Source organism: Flavobacterium sp. LK-23, from assembly GCF_058135255.1.
In genome coordinates this window covers 83,057-98,901 of sequence record NZ_JBYUVT010000008.1, presented here as the reverse complement: position 1 = coordinate 98,901, position 15,845 = coordinate 83,057, and the positions used below count along the sequence as shown (strand labels likewise).

General features: G+C 34.0%; 13 protein-coding genes. 8 read left to right on the top strand and 5 right to left on the bottom strand.

Going from position 1 to position 15,845, the window contains the following annotated elements; all coding sequences use genetic code 11:
* Nucleotides 1-35: 35 nt before the first annotated feature.
* The 4 genes from AC3Y25_RS13725 to miaB all read right to left on the bottom strand — a co-directional run bounded on the left by AC3Y25_RS13725 (nucleotide 36) and on the right by miaB (nucleotide 3,905).
* The gene (locus AC3Y25_RS13725; protein WP_095928622.1) at nucleotides 36-539 is read right to left on the bottom strand and encodes an LptE family protein; all 504 of its coding nucleotides are present in this window, start codon (nucleotides 537-539) and stop codon (nucleotides 36-38) included.
* An 81-nt stretch (nucleotides 540-620) separates the two neighbouring features.
* Nucleotides 621-1,880 (bottom strand): sigma-54 interaction domain-containing protein, encoded by a 1,260-nt coding sequence (locus tag AC3Y25_RS13720; RefSeq protein ID WP_095928623.1) that lies wholly within the window; start codon nucleotides 1,878-1,880, stop codon nucleotides 621-623.
* Nucleotides 1,881-2,002: 122 nt separating this feature from the next.
* The gene (locus AC3Y25_RS13715; RefSeq protein WP_489903125.1) at nucleotides 2,003-2,374 is read right to left on the bottom strand and encodes a GxxExxY protein; all 372 of its coding nucleotides are present in this window, start codon (nucleotides 2,372-2,374) and stop codon (nucleotides 2,003-2,005) included.
* A gap of 85 nt (nucleotides 2,375-2,459) precedes the next feature.
* On the bottom strand, nucleotides 2,460-3,905 hold the full coding sequence (gene miaB / locus AC3Y25_RS13710) for a tRNA (N6-isopentenyl adenosine(37)-C2)-methylthiotransferase MiaB (protein ID WP_489903124.1): 1,446 nt from the start codon (nucleotides 3,903-3,905) through the stop codon (nucleotides 2,460-2,462).
* Between the two features lie 549 nt (nucleotides 3,906-4,454).
* Here miaB and topA point away from each other — a divergent pair.
* The 8 genes from topA to AC3Y25_RS13670 all read left to right on the top strand — a co-directional run bounded on the left by topA (nucleotide 4,455) and on the right by AC3Y25_RS13670 (nucleotide 15,439).
* Nucleotides 4,455-6,971, top strand: a complete 2,517-nt coding sequence (gene topA, locus AC3Y25_RS13705; RefSeq protein WP_489903123.1) for a type I DNA topoisomerase — start codon at nucleotides 4,455-4,457, stop codon at nucleotides 6,969-6,971.
* A 6-nt stretch (nucleotides 6,972-6,977) separates the two neighbouring features.
* A complete protein-coding gene (locus AC3Y25_RS13700; protein WP_489903122.1) occupies nucleotides 6,978-8,129 on the top strand; it encodes a formimidoylglutamase in 1,152 nt (383 codons plus the stop codon).
* Between the two features lie 262 nt (nucleotides 8,130-8,391).
* Nucleotides 8,392-9,786, top strand: coding sequence for a T9SS ring complex lipoprotein PorK/GldK (gene porK / locus AC3Y25_RS13695; RefSeq protein ID WP_095928630.1), 1,395 nt, complete (start codon nucleotides 8,392-8,394; stop codon nucleotides 9,784-9,786).
* A gap of 56 nt (nucleotides 9,787-9,842) precedes the next feature.
* Nucleotides 9,843-10,490, top strand: coding sequence for a type IX secretion system motor protein PorL/GldL (gene porL, locus AC3Y25_RS13690; RefSeq protein ID WP_250833975.1), 648 nt, complete (start codon nucleotides 9,843-9,845; stop codon nucleotides 10,488-10,490).
* 51 nt (nucleotides 10,491-10,541) lie between these two features.
* Complete coding sequence (gene porM, locus AC3Y25_RS13685) at nucleotides 10,542-12,083, top strand: type IX secretion system motor protein PorM/GldM (RefSeq protein ID WP_250833974.1); 1,542 nt, start codon at nucleotides 10,542-10,544, stop codon at nucleotides 12,081-12,083.
* 44 nt (nucleotides 12,084-12,127) lie between these two features.
* A complete protein-coding gene (porN, locus tag AC3Y25_RS13680; protein ID WP_095928633.1) occupies nucleotides 12,128-13,117 on the top strand; it encodes a type IX secretion system ring subunit PorN/GldN in 990 nt (329 codons plus the stop codon).
* A gap of 180 nt (nucleotides 13,118-13,297) precedes the next feature.
* The gene (gene porN, locus AC3Y25_RS13675; protein WP_489903192.1) at nucleotides 13,298-14,287 is read left to right on the top strand and encodes a type IX secretion system ring subunit PorN/GldN; all 990 of its coding nucleotides are present in this window, start codon (nucleotides 13,298-13,300) and stop codon (nucleotides 14,285-14,287) included.
* Between the two features lie 78 nt (nucleotides 14,288-14,365).
* On the top strand, nucleotides 14,366-15,439 hold the full coding sequence (locus tag AC3Y25_RS13670; RefSeq protein ID WP_489903121.1) for an NAD(P)/FAD-dependent oxidoreductase: 1,074 nt from the start codon (nucleotides 14,366-14,368) through the stop codon (nucleotides 15,437-15,439).
* Here the strand turns inward: AC3Y25_RS13670 and AC3Y25_RS13665 are convergent.
* A complete protein-coding gene (locus tag AC3Y25_RS13665; protein WP_250833972.1) occupies nucleotides 15,420-15,803 on the bottom strand; it encodes a DUF983 domain-containing protein in 384 nt (127 codons plus the stop codon). The two genes, AC3Y25_RS13670 and AC3Y25_RS13665, sit on opposite strands and share 20 nt — an antisense overlap.
* Nucleotides 15,804-15,845 lie beyond the last annotated feature (42 nt).

Genomic DNA, 15,845 nt, shown 5'->3' with positions numbered 1-15,845 from the left:
GTTTTATAGTTTAACGATTAAACAAACAGGTGAAACTACCATTTTGCCAATGATTGATTAAAGATATCTTGCGTGATTCTTTCAAAAATTACTCTGATTGCCTCGTTTAAAACAGATCCTGTTGGAAGATCACGTCCAGGGAAATCATAATAGAATTCAAAAGATTTTTCAAAATCGTCTGTTTCTTTCTTTTTGTTTGTAAAACGTACATTTACACGAATAGATAAACGGTTTTGTGCTGCCTGCTGATCTGCCGTTGCAGTCATTGGTGTAATTCGGTAATCTGTAATTTCACCTTCGTAAACCAAATCGCCACTATTGCTAACCAAGTTTAAGTTGGTCTGATTCATAATCAAATCCTGCAAAGCCAAAGTAAAAGTTCTATCGATTCCTGGTTCAATCAAATCGGCATTATTCTGAAAGAAGTTAACCTGAAATGTTTTGGCATCGATTTTTCCAGTTCCTGTAAAGTTGTAGACAGAACAGCCACTCAACATAAAAAGGCTTAATAGTGCGAAAAGAGAATATATTTTTTTCATAATGTGTATTAGTCGAATTCCAAATTTCAAATTTCGCCAAATATAGTAATTTGGGATTTGGGATTTAAAAATTGAGATTTATTATAGATCGAATTGCTTGATTTTACGGTACAAAGTTCTTTCAGAGATACCTAATTCATCAGCAGCGGCTTTACGTTTTCCTTTATTTTTTTCTAATGATTTTTTGATCATTTCGATTTCTTTCTGCTCCAAACGTAAAATTTCTTCCTCCTCGATAGTTTCAGCAAATAAATAATTATCGTCTTGCATCTGATAATTATCTTCACGAACAACAGGAGAGGTCACAACAGCGGTTCTTGGTTCTTCTTCAAAATCAATCTCGCTATCATTTTGCTGATTTCCGTAAATTTTCTGGATTAAATTCGGGTTAATGTCTTGAACTTTAGAAGTCCCATTTTTCATCAACTCTAGAGTCAGTTTTTTCAAGTCGTTCAAATCGCTTCTCATATCAAAAAGCACTTTGTACAAAATATCTCTTTCGGTACTGAAATCACTTTCTTTTTTGCTGTCGTTAATAACTGAAGGTAAATTGCTTCCTTCGGCAGGCAAATAAGATTGTAAAGTAGCTAAGGTAATATCGCGATTAGTTTCTAAAACTGAAATTTGTTCTGCCACATTTCGAAGCTGACGAATGTTTCCGCTCCATCTGAATTTCTGTAAAAGCTGAACAGCATCATCATCCAGTCTTAAAGGAGGCATTTTATATTTATGAGCAAAATCGGCTACAAACTTTCTAAACAACAAATGAATATCGTCGTTTCTTTCGCGTAAAGGCGGTAATGTAATTTCGACTGTGCTTAAACGATAGTACAAATCCTCACGGAATTTACCTTTTTCAATTGCATTGAATAAATTGACGTTTGTTGCAGCAACAATACGGACGTTTGTTTTTTGAACCTGAGAAGATCCTACTTTTATAAATTCACCATTTTCCAAAACACGAAGTAATCTTACTTGAGTTGTTAATGGTAATTCTCCAACTTCATCAAGAAATATTGTTCCGCCATCAGCCACTTCAAAATAACCTTCACGCGTGCTTGTTGCACCTGTAAAAGCTCCTTTTTCGTGACCAAAAAGTTCACTGTCAATTGTTCCTTCCGGAATTGCACCGCAGTTTACGGCAATATATTTACCATGCTTTCTGTGCGAAAGCGAATGTATAATTCTAGGAATATTTTCTTTTCCAACACCACTTTCCCCAGTTACCATAACCGAAATATCAGTTGGAGCAACCTGAATGGCTTTTTCGATAGCGCGATTTAATTTCGGATCATTTCCAATAATCTCAAATCGCTGTTTTATTGCTTGAACTGTTTCCATATTGATTTTGTTTCAAGTTTTTTTGTTTCAGGTTTCAAGTTTTAAGCTTTGACCTTAAACGCTAGGCTTATATTTTTTTTCTTTTTGCCACAGATTAAAGTGATTAACACAGATTACCTAAATTATAAAATATATCTTTTGTATTGTAGAGATTTTGTTTGAAAATTTACAAGCAATCCTACTTCTGAATTAGATAACTTAATATAATTTAAAATCTGAGCAATATGTTCACTTGAAAATTCTTTTATAGCTTTTACCTCTAAAACTATATCTTCATTAATAATGAAATCAGCATAAAATTTATGAGGTAAAATAGTTCCTTTATATTCAATTGAATATTCCTTTTCTCTTTCAAAAGAAATATTATTTTCTTTAAATTCTAATTCTAAAGCGTCTTTATAAACTACTTCGAATAAGCCTGGGCCAAGATTTCTGTGCACTTCCATGCAAATACCAATAATCTTGTAAGTTTCTTTTTCTCTATAACGTTGCATAAATTTTTAATTTTCATCAAAATTTAAAAGTAAGAAAAATATTAAAAAATCTTTCTAATCCTTTTAATCTGTGGCAAAAAAAAAATTAATTCATGTTACTCAAACCGACTGCTTCACCTTTTAAAGTTCCGCTAGTACAGCTTGTGATTTTTACGTTTACGAAATCCCCGATTTTGTAATTTTCTTTTGGGAAAACTACCGTAATACTTTGAGAGTTTCTTCCAGAAAATTCGTCTTTTGATTTTTTAGAAACTTTTTCGACTAAAACTTCAACTGTTTTTCCAACAAATTCTTCGCTTCTAAACCAAGCATGTTTTTGTTGTAAATCAACGATTTCTTGTAATCTTCTTGCTTTGGTTTCTTCTTCCACATCATCTTTCATTTTTCTTCCAGCCAAAGTTCCAGGGCGTTCAGAATACGAATACATATAACCGAAATTATATTTTACATATTCCATCAAGCTCATTGTATCTTGGTGATCTTGTTCGGTTTCTGTTGGGAAACCAGCAATCATATCTTGCGAAATCGAAGCATCGGGAACAATTGCCTTAATTTTATCAATCAAAGCCATATATTCTTCACGAGAATGCAGACGATTCATTTCTTTTAAAATTCTGTTACTTCCAGACTGAACCGGTAAGTGAATATGTTTACAGATGTTTGGATATTTCGCAATAACATGCAAAATGCTTTCATGCATATCCTGCGGATTAGAAGTCGAAAATCGAATACGCATTTTTGGAAAACCAACTGCAACCATTTCTAACAATTGATCAAAATCAACCGCAGTTGCTTTCTGCATTTCAGAAGCGTTTACAAAATCCTTTTTCAAACCGCCGCCATACCAAAGGTAGCTGTCAACGTTTTGACCTAAAAGAGTAACTTCTTTATAGCCTTTGTTCCATAAATCTTGAATTTCAGCCATAATACTCTGTGGTTCACGACTGCGCTCGCGTCCTCTTGTAAAAGGCACAACGCAGAACGTACACATATTATCGCATCCGCGAGTAATCGAAACCAAAGCTGTAATTCCGTTGCTCATTAAACGAACAGGCGAAATATCTCCATACGTTTCTTCTTTTGATAGAATTACATTAATAGCATCACGTCCTTCTTCAACTTCGGCCAATAAATTCGGAAGATCTTTATAAGCATCTGGACCAACAACTAAGTCAACGATTTTTTCTTCTTCTAGAAATTGGCTTTTCAAACGCTCTGCCATACAGCCCAAAACGCCCACTTTCATTTTCGGATTCGTGCGTTTTACTGCATTGTATTTCTCTAAACGCTTGCGAATAGTCTGTTCTGCTTTATCTCTAATAGAACAAGTGTTTACCAAAACCAAATCGGCTTCTTCTAGAACAGAAGTAGTGTTATAACCTCCGTCAGACAAAATGGAAGCTACGACCTCACTGTCCGAAAAATTCATCGCACAGCCGTAACTTTCTATAAATAGTTTTTTAGTATTCTCAGGTTTATTTTCCAAAACAAGACTTTCACCCTGTTTGCTTTCTTCAATAATCTTTTCCATTGTAAAAATTCAAAGTGCAAAGATAGGGTAATTGAATCTAATATGACAAGATGTCAGATAAAGAATTAACAATGTTTTGAGAAATGTTGATACCTAATATTTTGAACTCAATTTAAGAGTAATTAGGAGCTATTTCCAGCTTTCCACTTCAAGTCCTCATAAAAAAAGCAAAGTTTCTAATGTTTCAAAAAGAGCTTCCGTTGGTCGCTTTTTTTAAACAAGAAACTTTTGCTCTTTTTACTCCGGGCTTTTCGCTGCAATCTGGGCTAGGAGCCAATATGTTTAAAAGTAAATATTGCAGTAAAAGGGTAAATTGAATTTTAAATTATAGGACATTTTTTTTGCAATCTAAAATCTAAACTCTGAAATCTAAAATTAAAAGGGATTTCTTGGTTAAAAATCACTAAAAGTTATACCTATATATATTATCGAGATTATTACAGATAAATCTGCAATTTTAAGTTTCATAATATCAAAATACCTCAAAAATGCATTCGTAAGGTTAATATTTAAAAAAAATAAATACTTTTGTTGCAGAAAAATAGAGCAATGGCAAAGAATTTAGTAATAGTGGAGTCACCTGCAAAGGCGAAAACGATCGAGAAATTTCTTGGGAGTGATTTTCAGGTGGAGTCAAGTTATGGACACATAGCAGACTTACCATCAAAGGAAATAGGAGTAGATGTAGAAAATGGTTTTAAACCTAAATATGAAGTTTCTCCGGATAAAAAAGCCTTGGTAACGAAGCTGAAGTCACTTTCTAAAAATGCCGAAACGGTTTGGTTAGCATCCGATGAGGACCGCGAGGGAGAGGCTATTTCATGGCACTTGGCGGAAGAATTAAAGCTAGATAGAAAAAAAACCAAACGAATTGTTTTTCATGAGATCACAAAATCTGCGATTCTTAAGGCAATCGACAATCCAAGAGAAATTGATTATAATTTAGTAAACGCACAACAAGCACGTCGTGTTTTAGATCGTTTAGTAGGTTATGAATTATCTCCGGTTTTATGGAGAAAAATTAAAGGCGGACTTTCAGCTGGTCGTGTACAGTCAGTTTCTGTACGTTTAATTGTAGAAAGAGAACGCGAAATACAAAGCTTCAATGCAGTTGCAACATATTCTATTGTTGCAGAATTTGTAAACGAAGCAGGAAAAGCTTTCAAAGCGAAACTTCCAAAAAACTTCAACACTAAAAAAGAAGCCGAAGATTTCTTAAATCAAAACATCGGTTCTAAATATAAGGTAGCTGATTTAGAAACTAAACCTACCAAAAAATCTCCAACAGCACCTTTTACAACTTCTACATTGCAGCAAGAAGCAGCAAGAAAATTGTACTTGCCAGTTGGAATTACCATGCAATTAGCACAGCGTCTATACGAAGCCGGACTTATTACTTATATGAGAACCGACTCGGTAAACCTTTCTAAAGAAGCAATGGATGCTGCACAAGCAGAAATTATCAAATCTTACGGAAAAGAATTCTCTAAGCCGAGAGTTTTTGCTAATAAAAGTAAAGGGGCACAAGAAGCGCACGAAGCAATTCGTCCGACTGATATGTCTCGTCACACCGTAAATATCGACCGTGACCAAGCTCGCTTATACGATTTGATCTGGAAAAGAACTTTGGCTTCGCAAATGAGCGACGCACAATTGGAAAGAACAAACGTAAAAATCGAAGCAGATAATCACAGCGAAATTTTTACAGCTTCTGGAGAAGTATTGCTTTTTGAAGGTTTCTTAAAGGTGTACTTAGAAGGTCATGATGACGATGAAGAAGAGCAAGAAGGAATGCTTCCTGCTTTAAAAGTAAACGAAAAACTGGCAAATAACTATATTACAGCCACAGAACGATATTCAAGACCGCCTGCACGTTATACTGAGGCATCTTTGGTTAAAAAATTAGAGGAACTTGGAATTGGTCGTCCATCTACATACGCACCAACTATTTCGACAATTATCAATAGAAATTATGTTGAAAAAGGGACTCTTGAAGGTGTAGAACGTAATTATACACAGCTTACTTTGCAAAACAGTAAAGTAGGAGAGAAGCTTCTAAAAGAAAATACAGGTTCTGATAAAGGAAAATTGGTTCCAACAGATATCGGAACTATTGTTACAGATTTCTTGGTAAAGAATTTCGGAAACATTCTAGATTATAATTTCACTGCAAAAGTTGAGCAAGATTTTGACGAAATTGCTGAAGGTAATATTGACTGGGCAAAAATGATGCAGGACTTCTACAATCAATTTCATCCAAATGTAAAAGAAGTTGAAGCAAATGCTGAACGTGAAAGTGGTGAAAGAATTTTAGGAAAAGATGCAGACGGAAGACAAGTTTCTGTTCGTTTAGGAAAATTTGGGCCAATGGCGCAGATTGGAGAAGCAGATGATGAAGATAAAAAGTTTGCTAGCTTAATGGCAGACCAAAATATAGGGAACATTACACTTGAAGAAGCTTTAAATTTATTCTTGCTTCCAAAAAGTTTAGGTGAATATAAAGGAGAAGAAGTGGAAGTGAGCAATGGCCGTTACGGTCCTTACGTTCGTCACGGAAGCGTTTTTATTTCACTGCCTAGAGGAGAAGATCCTTTAAGTGTTTCTAAAGAAAGAGCTCAGGAATTAATTGACGAAAAAGCACTTGCTGATGCGCCAATTGCAGTTTATAAAGGAGAAGCTGTTCAAAAAGGGGTGGGACGTTTTGGGCCATTCATTAAATGGAACGGACTTTTTGTAAACGTAAGCAAGAAATACAATTTTGATAATCTTTCTCAAGCTGATGTTGAAGAATTGATCGAAGATAAACTTCAGAAAAACATTGATAAGGTTATCCATAATTGGGAAGAAGAAGGAATTGTAGTAGAAAAAGCCCGTTGGGGACGATCTGTGATTCTGAAAGGAAAAATCAAAATTGAATTAAGTAAAGATGTTGATGCAACAAAATTAACATTGGCTCAAGTTCAAGAAATGATCGCGGCAAAGACACCAGCAAAGAAAACTGCTGCTAAAAAAACAACAACGGCTAAAAAAGCTCCAGCTAAAAAAACGGCTGCTAAAAAGAAATAAGTATAAATGGAATTTGATTTTCTAGAACCAGTTAATGACGCAATTGTAAAATTCGTCGGCGCACTGTCTTCACAAGAGCTTGGAAGCAAAGTTGTCTTCCATACCCAAGATCAGTTTCCTGATATTGCACAGATTAATATTGCTATAATTGGGGTTTTAGAAGACCGTACAAATATCAATATGATTAATGAAGTTAATCTAACTGCTTTGCGCAAAAAGCTTTACGGAATGTTTCCTGGTAACTGGGATGCTTCAATTGCAGACCTTGGAGATATACTTGCAGGCGATTCTGTAGAGGATACTTATTATGCATTAAATAAGGTTACGGCTACATTAATTAAGAATAAAGTCATTCCTATAGTTCTAGGAGGTTCTCAGGATTTGACTTATGCTTTGTATCGTGCTTACGATGATTTAGAGCAAATGGTAAATTTGGTTGCAGTTGATAATAGATTTGATTTTGGTAAGGAAAATGAATCAGTTTCGGCTAATTCGTACTTGACAAAAATCATTATTGATGAACCAAATAACCTTTTCAATTACTGTAATATAGGGTATCAAACCTATTATAATTCGCAAGAAGAAATTGATCTAATCGAAAAGTTATTCTTTGATGCATATCGATTGGGCGAAATTTCAAACAAAATCACTTTGGCTGAGCCAGTTTTTAGAGATGCAGACTTGGTTAGTATTGATTTGAATTCTGTAAAATCTTCTGCTTCAGCAAATATGGTTACTTTTGAGCCAAACGGATTTAATGGAAAAGAAATTTGTGCTTTAGCAAGATATGCTGGTATTAGTGATAAAGTATCTTCATTTGGAATATTTAATCATAACAGTACAACGGCAGAGTCGGCTATTATTGCTCAGATTGTTTGGTATTTTATTGAAGGTTATCACTATCGTTCAAAAGAATATCCATTTGGAAGCCGAGCAAACTATTTAAAGTATATAGTTCCATTAGATGATGAAGAATTGATATTCTATAAAAGTGACAAAACAGATCGTTGGTGGATCGAAATTCCATTCGAATCAAACGGCAACAATAAATTGAAAAGAAATACGTTATTACCCTGTTCTTACGACGAATATTTGTCAGCTTGCAATCAAGAATTGCCAGAAAGATGGTGGAAAGCGCAACGAAAAAACGCTTTGTAGTTCGAAAATTTAAGCGAAATCTTAAATTTTTAAAACTTGTTTAAAATAGTTAAAATTAATTAGTAAGAAAATACGTGTAATATATAAAAATTAACGTTTTACATCGATTTTTTAGAACAGTTTATCGATAAAATATTTTTTTTTTATTTTATTTAACATTATTTTTGAACGGTAAAATAAATTCGCAAGTAGTATTGTTTTTTAGATAAATAATAAATACGTTTACGGACTTTTAATAATGAATAGATAATCCCAAATTTATATGAAGAAGTTTATTGCATTTGCAGCAATGTTAACACTAGTAATCGGCTGTGGTAAGTCAGGTGACAAAGGTGAATTAGTTGGTGTTACAGGAGGGAAATGGCATCCCGAGAAGCCTTATGGAATGACATTAGTTCCGGGCGGATCTTTTATAATGGGTAAATCAGATGCTGATTTAGCTAACGTAGAAGATGCTCCAACTAAAACTGTAACCGTGCGTTCATTCTATATGGATGAAACAGAAATTACAAATAGTGAATATCGTCAATTCGTAGAATGGGTGAAAGATTCTACAATGAGAGTTCGTTTAGCAATCCTTGCAGATGAAACTGGACAAAAAGCTACTGATGGAAAAGGTAAAAAAGGCGGAAGCATTGCTGATTACGCTTTTAATGATTCTGATCCAGAAAAAATGACAGCTTATGATAAATACATGTATGACAACTACTATAGTGTTGGTACTAAGGATGATCCATATGCTGGAAGAAAATTAAACAGAAAAGTTAAGTTAATTAAAGATACTAAAGCATATCCAGATGAGTATTATGCTGAAGTAATGGATTCTATGTATTTACCAATTGAAGAATCATACAATGGTTTAAGAACAATTGACGTAAATAAATTGAAATTCCGTTATTCTTGGATGGATATTCAAGCTGCTGCAAAAGCTAAAGTTGGAAAAAGAAGTGACTTCGTAAAAACAGAGCAGGTAAATGTTTATCCTGACACTGCAGTTTGGATTAAAGACTTCGCTTATTCATATAATGAGCCAATGCACAACGATTATTTCTGGCATAAAGCTTATGGAGATTATCCTGTAGTTGGTGTTACTTGGAAACAAGCTAAAGCATTCTGTGCTTGGAGAACTTTAAACAAAAACAGTTATATTAAATCTAAGAAAAAAGGACGTGATCTTGTAAACTCTTTCAGATTACCAACTGAGGCAGAGTGGGAGTACGCTGCTAGAGGAGGTCTGGAGTCTGCTACTTACCCATGGGGAGGTCCTTATACTAAAAGTGATAGAGGTTGTTTCTTAGCAAACTTTAAACCAAGTAGAGGAGATTATGCTGCTGATGAAGCTTTATATACAGTAGAAGCAAAATCATATGACGTAAATGGTTACGGATTATACAATATGGCAGGAAACGTTTCAGAGTGGACAGATTCAGCTTACAATCCAAACGCATACGAATATGTTTCTACAATGAATCCAAACGTAATTGATGGTAAAAATCAAAGAAAAGTTGTTCGTGGAGGTTCTTGGAAAGACGTTGCTTATTTCCTACAGGTAAGTACTCGTGACCACGAATATGCTGATTCTGCTAGAAGTTATATCGGATTCAGAACTGTACAAGATTACATGGGTACTCAAGTTACAGGAAACAGAAAAAAGTAATTTTATAATTTTATCAATATCCAACAAATCTATTTTAAACCTAAAAAAAAAGTATTATGGCATTATTAAGTAAAAAAGCAATGAATTTCGCTTATGGTATGGGAGCGGCAGTGGTAATCGTTGGAGCGTTATTCAAAATTACTCACTTTGAGATTGGACCATTAACAGGTACAGTTATGCTTTCGGTAGGATTAGTTACTGAGGCGTTAATTTTTGCGCTTTCTGCTTTCGAACCAGTTGAAGAAGAACTAGATTGGACTCTAGTTTACCCAGAATTAGCTAATGGACAAGCAAGAGAGAAAAAAGCTAAACCTGAATCTACAACTGATGCTCAAGGATTATTATCTCAAAAATTAGACACATTATTAAAAGAAGCTAAAATTGACGGTGAATTAATGTCAAGTTTAGGAAACAGCATCAAAAATTTCGAATCTGCTGCTAAAGGAATTGCTCCAACTGTAGATTCAATCGCTGGGCAAAAGAAATATTCTGATGAATTAACTTTGGCTGCTACTCAAATGGAATCATTAAACAGTTTGTACAAAGTACAATTGGAAAGTGCTTCTAGAAATGCTGAGGCTAACAAAGAAATCGCTGATAACGCTACTAAATTAAAAGAGCAAATGGCTTCTATGACAGCGAACATTGCTTCTTTAAACAGCGTTTACGGTGGTATGCTTTCTGCAATGAGTAACAAAGGATAATTAGTTTTTAACTAAATATTAAATTTATTAATAAGAACTAATTAAAGAAAAATGGCAGGAGGAAAATTAACCCCTAGACAGAAGATGATTAACCTGATGTACCTGGTTTTCATCGCAATGTTAGCAATGAACGTATCAAAAGAAGTAATTTCTGCTTTTGGTTTGATGAATGAAAAATTCGAAGGTGCAAACACTAGTTCTATAGAGTCAAACGCTGGTTTATTAAGCTCTTTAGATCAAAAAGCTGCTGAAGCAAAAGGAGAATTTGCTATTGCTGCAGTAACAGCTCACAAAGTTGAAACAATTACAAAAGATTTTTATGATTATATAGCTACTCTAAAAGCTCAGGCAGTTAAAGGTTTCGAAGTTGATAAAGCAACAGGAAAAATGCCTTATGAGGCTATGGATAGAGGAGATAATATCGACGACTGGTTTACAGGAGACGGTTACACTAAAAAAGGTAACGAAATTATATCTAAAATCGAAAAATATAAAGCTGATATTAAAGCAGCTTTAGGAACAGACAAAAAGTACGCATCAATTATTGCTGAGGTTGAAAAGAAATTTGATGTTTCTGATGTTAAAAACAAAGAGGGAATTAAAGAAAAATACTTAGCGTACCACTTTAAAGGATTTCCTGCAATCGCTACAGCTGCAAAACTTTCAGCTTGGCAGAATGACGTTAAAAAAGTTGAAACAGACGTTTACAACAGTGCTTTAGGTAAAGCTGCAGTTGCTGCTGCTTCTTATAGCAACTACCAAGCAATCGTTGTTTTAGATAAAAATGCTTATTTCCAAGGAGAAAAAGTTACTGGTAAAGTTGTTTTAGGTCGTTACGATGAAAACACAACACCAACTTCTTTCCAAGGTCCAGGACAAATCGTAAACGGACAAGCTGTTATCTCTTTAACTGCTGGTGGAGTTGGAGAACAAGACATCAACGGACAATTTACGTTCTTAGAGGATGGAAAAAATATTCCTTTAAAATTCTCTGGAAAATATGTTGTAGTTCCAAGACCAAACGCTGCTACAATTTCTGCAGACAAAATGAACGTAGTATATAGAGGAGTTGTTAACCCAATCTCTGTATCTTTTGCTGGTGTTGATGCAAACAAAATTGTTGCAAGTGCTCCAGGTTTAGCTTCTGCTGGAAAACCAGGAAAATATAACATGAGCCCAGGGCAAGGTACTGAAACTACAATTTCTGTAACAGGTACTTTACCAAACGGTGATAAAGTAACTGATAAGAAAACATTCAGAATTAAAGGTATTCCTGGTCCAACAGGAACAATTAGAGGTGAGATGGGAGTTGTTAAAGGTCCTAAATCTAACTTAGAGATTGCTACTATTGGTGCAAAACTTCTTGATTTTGATTTTGAAGTTGGTTTAGATGTTGTTGGATTCAATATGAAAATTGCTGGACAACCTACAGTTGTTGTTACAGGAAACAAAATGAATGCACAATGTAAACAAGTACTTTCAAGAGCAGGTAAAGGAGACCAAGTTACTATTTCTGAAATTAAAACTAAACTTGTTGGAGCTGGTAGTTATTTATTGCCAAGAACTGCTCCTGTAATTTACGAAATACAATAATAAAGTAGTGTAAGCTACATTCAATATCTTATAACGATACCACGATGAAAGTAAGAAATTTTTTAATAGCTATTGTTTCTATCGCTGGAGGTTTTGCTTCTAATGCGCAATCTAATTTGCTAAACGCTAAAACTCCTGCTCAGATTGGACTTAAAACTCCTGCTCAATTAATATCTGATAATGATAAGCCATTGGCTTATGGTTACGTAGATGATAGAGATATCTTGATGGGAAAAACAACATGGGAGATCATTGATTTAAATGAAAAAATCAACTTTCCTTTATATTTTCCAGTAGATACAGCTAATATTGGTCCTAACAGACGTTCTCTTTATGACGTTTTAACTAAAGCTATTAAAGGTGGAAAAGTTACTGAAGTTTATACTGACAGTTATTTCAATACTAAAAAATCTATGAAAGACATCGAGGGCTCATTATCTCGTATTGATACAACAGATGCAGGTAGAGAGTTAATTAACCAATATCCAGATGACTACAAATCACGTGTTGTGAAGAAAAAAGTTGTTTCAGGTAAAGGTAAAAACAAATCAGTTTCTTATGTTGAAGAGACAGTTGGACCAACAAGAACGGTTCCTGCTGAATATATCTTAAAACAAGATCTTACTGCTGCAGATGTTACTCAGTATAAAATTAAAGGATACTGGTATTTTGATAAACGTCAAAGTGAATTAAAATATCGTTTACTAGGAATTTGTCCTGTAACTCCGGACGTTTATACAATGAATAGTGATGAAAAGGATTATATTGAATTGTTTTGGGTATTCTTCCCAAATGCCAGAGAAGCATTGCATGAAGCAAAAGCGTTCAATGATAACAACTCAGCTCTTCCGATTTCATTTGATCAGATTTTAAATTCAAGACGTTTTAATGCGGTTGTTTACAAAGAGGAAAACCTTTATGGAGACAGAGCAATTAGCGATTATATGAAAGACAACGCACAAAATCAGTTGTTGGAATCTGAGAGAGTGAAAGAAAAAATTCGCAATTTTGAACAAGATATGTGGAACTACTAAGTTGATACATAGCATGATAATTAAAAAACTCTTACTACCTTTGTAGTAAGAGTTTTTTTTATGTCAATATATTATTATAAGCTGTCTGCTATAGGTTGAATATATTATTTTATATTTATGTAAGAAAAATAACAATATTTGTAATAAAATTTCGTTTAATGTCTTGTAAAAATTATCATGATGAAAGTAAGAAATTTATTAATTGCTATTGTTACTGTTCTAGGAGGCATATCTTCTAATGCTCAGTCTAATTTACTTAATGCCAAAACTGCCGATCAGATAGGGTATAAGACACCCGCTCAAATGATATCTGATAATGATAAGCCTCTAGCGTATGGTTATGTTGATGATCGAGATGTTTTGATGGGAAAGATGGTTTGGGAAATTATTGATTTAAATGAAAAAATTAATTTTCCATTATATTTTCCTGTGGATACGGCCAATATTGGCCCAGATAGACGTTCGCTTTATGATATATTAACCAAAGCAATGAGAAACGGTAAAATAACAGAAGTTTATACAGATAGTTATTTTAATACAAAAAAGACTTTAAAAGACATTCAAGGATCTTTATCTCGTGTTGATACAACAGATGCGGGTAGAGAGCTTATTAATCAATATCCTGATGACTATAGAACGCGTGTGGTTAAGAAGAAAGTAGTTACAGGCACAGGAAAAAATAAGAAAGTAACTTATGTTGACCAGACAGTAGGACCAACTAGAACAGTTCCTGCTGAATATATTTTGAAGCAAGATCTTACGGCTGCTGATGTAAGTCAATATAAAATTAAAGGGTTTTGGTATTTTGATAAAAGACAGAGCGATTTGAAATATCGTCTGCTTGGCATTTGCCCTGTAACGCCCGATGTTTATACCATGAATAGTGATGAAAAAGATTATATTGAACTATTCTGGGTTTTCTTTCCCAACGCTAGAGAAGTACTACATGAAGGAAAAGCTTTTAATGATCAGAATTCTGCCTTACCAATTTCCTTTGATCAGATTTTAAACTCAAGACGTTTCAATGCTGTTATATATAAGGAAGAAAATGTCTATGGTGATCGTGAGATTAAAGATTATATTAGAGATAATGCACAAAGCCAATTGCTAGAGTCTGAAAGGGTAAAAGAGAAGATTCGTAATTTTGAACAAGATATGTGGAATTACTAAGTTCATAAACTCATAATAAGAAAAACTCTTGCTACCTTTGTAGTTAGAGTTTTTTTTATTTTATCTATACACTTCACAATGCTTGATTATTTAATCGTCGGATCTGGTTTGGCTGGAATTTCTTTTGCCGAAATCGCCTTAAAAAACAATAAATCTATTTTAGTTGTTGATGACAAATCTCAGAATTCTTCGAGAATTGCTGGAGGTTTGTACAATCCCGTTATTCTGAAGCGATTTAGTGAAGTCTGGAATGCTAAAGAACATTTGGTTTTAATGAATGAATTTTACGAACAGGTTGAAGGTAAACTGAACGAGAAATTCAATTTTAAAATGCCAATTCTTAGAAAGTTTTTTTCAATTGAAGAACAGAATAATTGGTTTGCAGCTTCAGATAAAATAAACTTGGCTCCTTTTTTATCAACGAAACTAATTACTAAGAAGTATCAAGGTATTGATTCTCCTTATGATTATGGAGAAGTTCTACATACGGGTTATGTCAAAACTGGACAGCTATTGGAAAGTTATAAAACCTATTTAAAGGAAAACGATTTACTTCTTGAAGAATCTTTCCATAGTTCCTTCCTGGAGATTCTTGATTTAGGAATTCAGTATAAAAATATTAAAGCGCGCCATATCATTTTTGCAGAGGGTTTTGGGTTGCATAAAAACCCTTATTTTAATTATCTTCCTTTAGATGGAACAAAAGGGGAACTGTTTTTAATAAAAGCGCCAGATTTGAAATTAGATTTAATTGTTAATACCAGTGTTTTTATTTTACCAGTAGGAGGCAATTTGTTTAAAGTTGGAGCCACTTACAATTGGCATGATAAAACAGATCTTCCTACCGAAGAGGGAAAACAAGAGCTTCTAGATCGCATTAAAGAAATTATTACCTGCGATTTTGAAATTGTAAAGCATTTTGCTGGAGTTAGACCAACAGTTGCCGACAGAAGACCTTTGGTAGGTACTCATGAAGCATACGAATCGATTCATCTTCTTAACGGATTAGGGACACGTGGTGTAATGCTCGGACCGGCTTTAGCGAAAATGTTGTATGATAATATTGAAAGCGGAACTCCAATAGATAAAGAAGCAGATATAAAACGCTTCCATAAAAGATATTTAAAATCTCTTACTCCTGACCGGCATTAGGATCGTACGAAACAAACATATTAATGTATAAGTTTCTTGAAAGACGAAGTACGAAAGGAAACAATGCAACTAATGTCAAGATAATTGCAATAAAGGCTTGTTCGATTGTGGCTCCAAAAAAGACAAACGAAACAATAAAAGCAGCAATTCCTACCGCAACATTTAATCCGTAACTAACATACATTGCGCCATAAAAGAAAGAAGGTTCAATTTGGTATTTGAATCCGCAATGGCTGCAATGTTCGTTCATTTTGAGAACTTTACTCAAATGAAGCGGATTTTTGTCTTCATACATGCTTTCTTTTTGGCATTTTGGACAACTTCCTGTTATAATGCTATTTAATTTGGAACCTCTTTTAAACATTTTAATGCTGATGTAATTTTAGAAATATTGTAAACTAAGAAT

Bases quoted from the DNA above. Each gene is read 5' to 3' on its own strand.
- AC3Y25_RS13725 (WP_095928622.1), bottom strand. From the start codon at position 539: ATGAAAAAAATATATTCTCTTTTCGCACTATTAAGCCTTTTTATGTTG.
- miaB (WP_489903124.1), bottom strand. From the start codon at position 3,905: ATGGAAAAGATTATTGAAGAAAGCAAACAGGGTGAAAGTCTTGTTTTG.
- porL (WP_250833975.1), top strand. From the start codon at position 9,843: ATGGCATTATTAAGTAAAAAAGCAATGAATTTCGCTTATGGTATGGGA.
- porN (WP_489903192.1), top strand. From the start codon at position 13,298: ATGAAAGTAAGAAATTTATTAATTGCTATTGTTACTGTTCTAGGAGGC.
- topA (WP_489903123.1), top strand. From the start codon at position 4,455: ATGGCAAAGAATTTAGTAATAGTGGAGTCACCTGCAAAGGCGAAAACG.
- AC3Y25_RS13715 (WP_489903125.1), bottom strand. From the start codon at position 2,374: ATGCAACGTTATAGAGAAAAAGAAACTTACAAGATTATTGGTATTTGC.
- AC3Y25_RS13670 (WP_489903121.1), top strand. From the start codon at position 14,366: ATGCTTGATTATTTAATCGTCGGATCTGGTTTGGCTGGAATTTCTTTT.
- AC3Y25_RS13720 (WP_095928623.1), bottom strand. From the start codon at position 1,880: ATGGAAACAGTTCAAGCAATAAAACAGCGATTTGAGATTATTGGAAAT.
- porN (WP_095928633.1), top strand. From the start codon at position 12,128: ATGAAAGTAAGAAATTTTTTAATAGCTATTGTTTCTATCGCTGGAGGT.
- AC3Y25_RS13700 (WP_489903122.1), top strand. From the start codon at position 6,978: ATGGAATTTGATTTTCTAGAACCAGTTAATGACGCAATTGTAAAATTC.
- porK (WP_095928630.1), top strand. From the start codon at position 8,392: ATGAAGAAGTTTATTGCATTTGCAGCAATGTTAACACTAGTAATCGGC.
- AC3Y25_RS13665 (WP_250833972.1), bottom strand. From the start codon at position 15,803: ATGTTTAAAAGAGGTTCCAAATTAAATAGCATTATAACAGGAAGTTGT.
- porM (WP_250833974.1), top strand. From the start codon at position 10,542: ATGGCAGGAGGAAAATTAACCCCTAGACAGAAGATGATTAACCTGATG.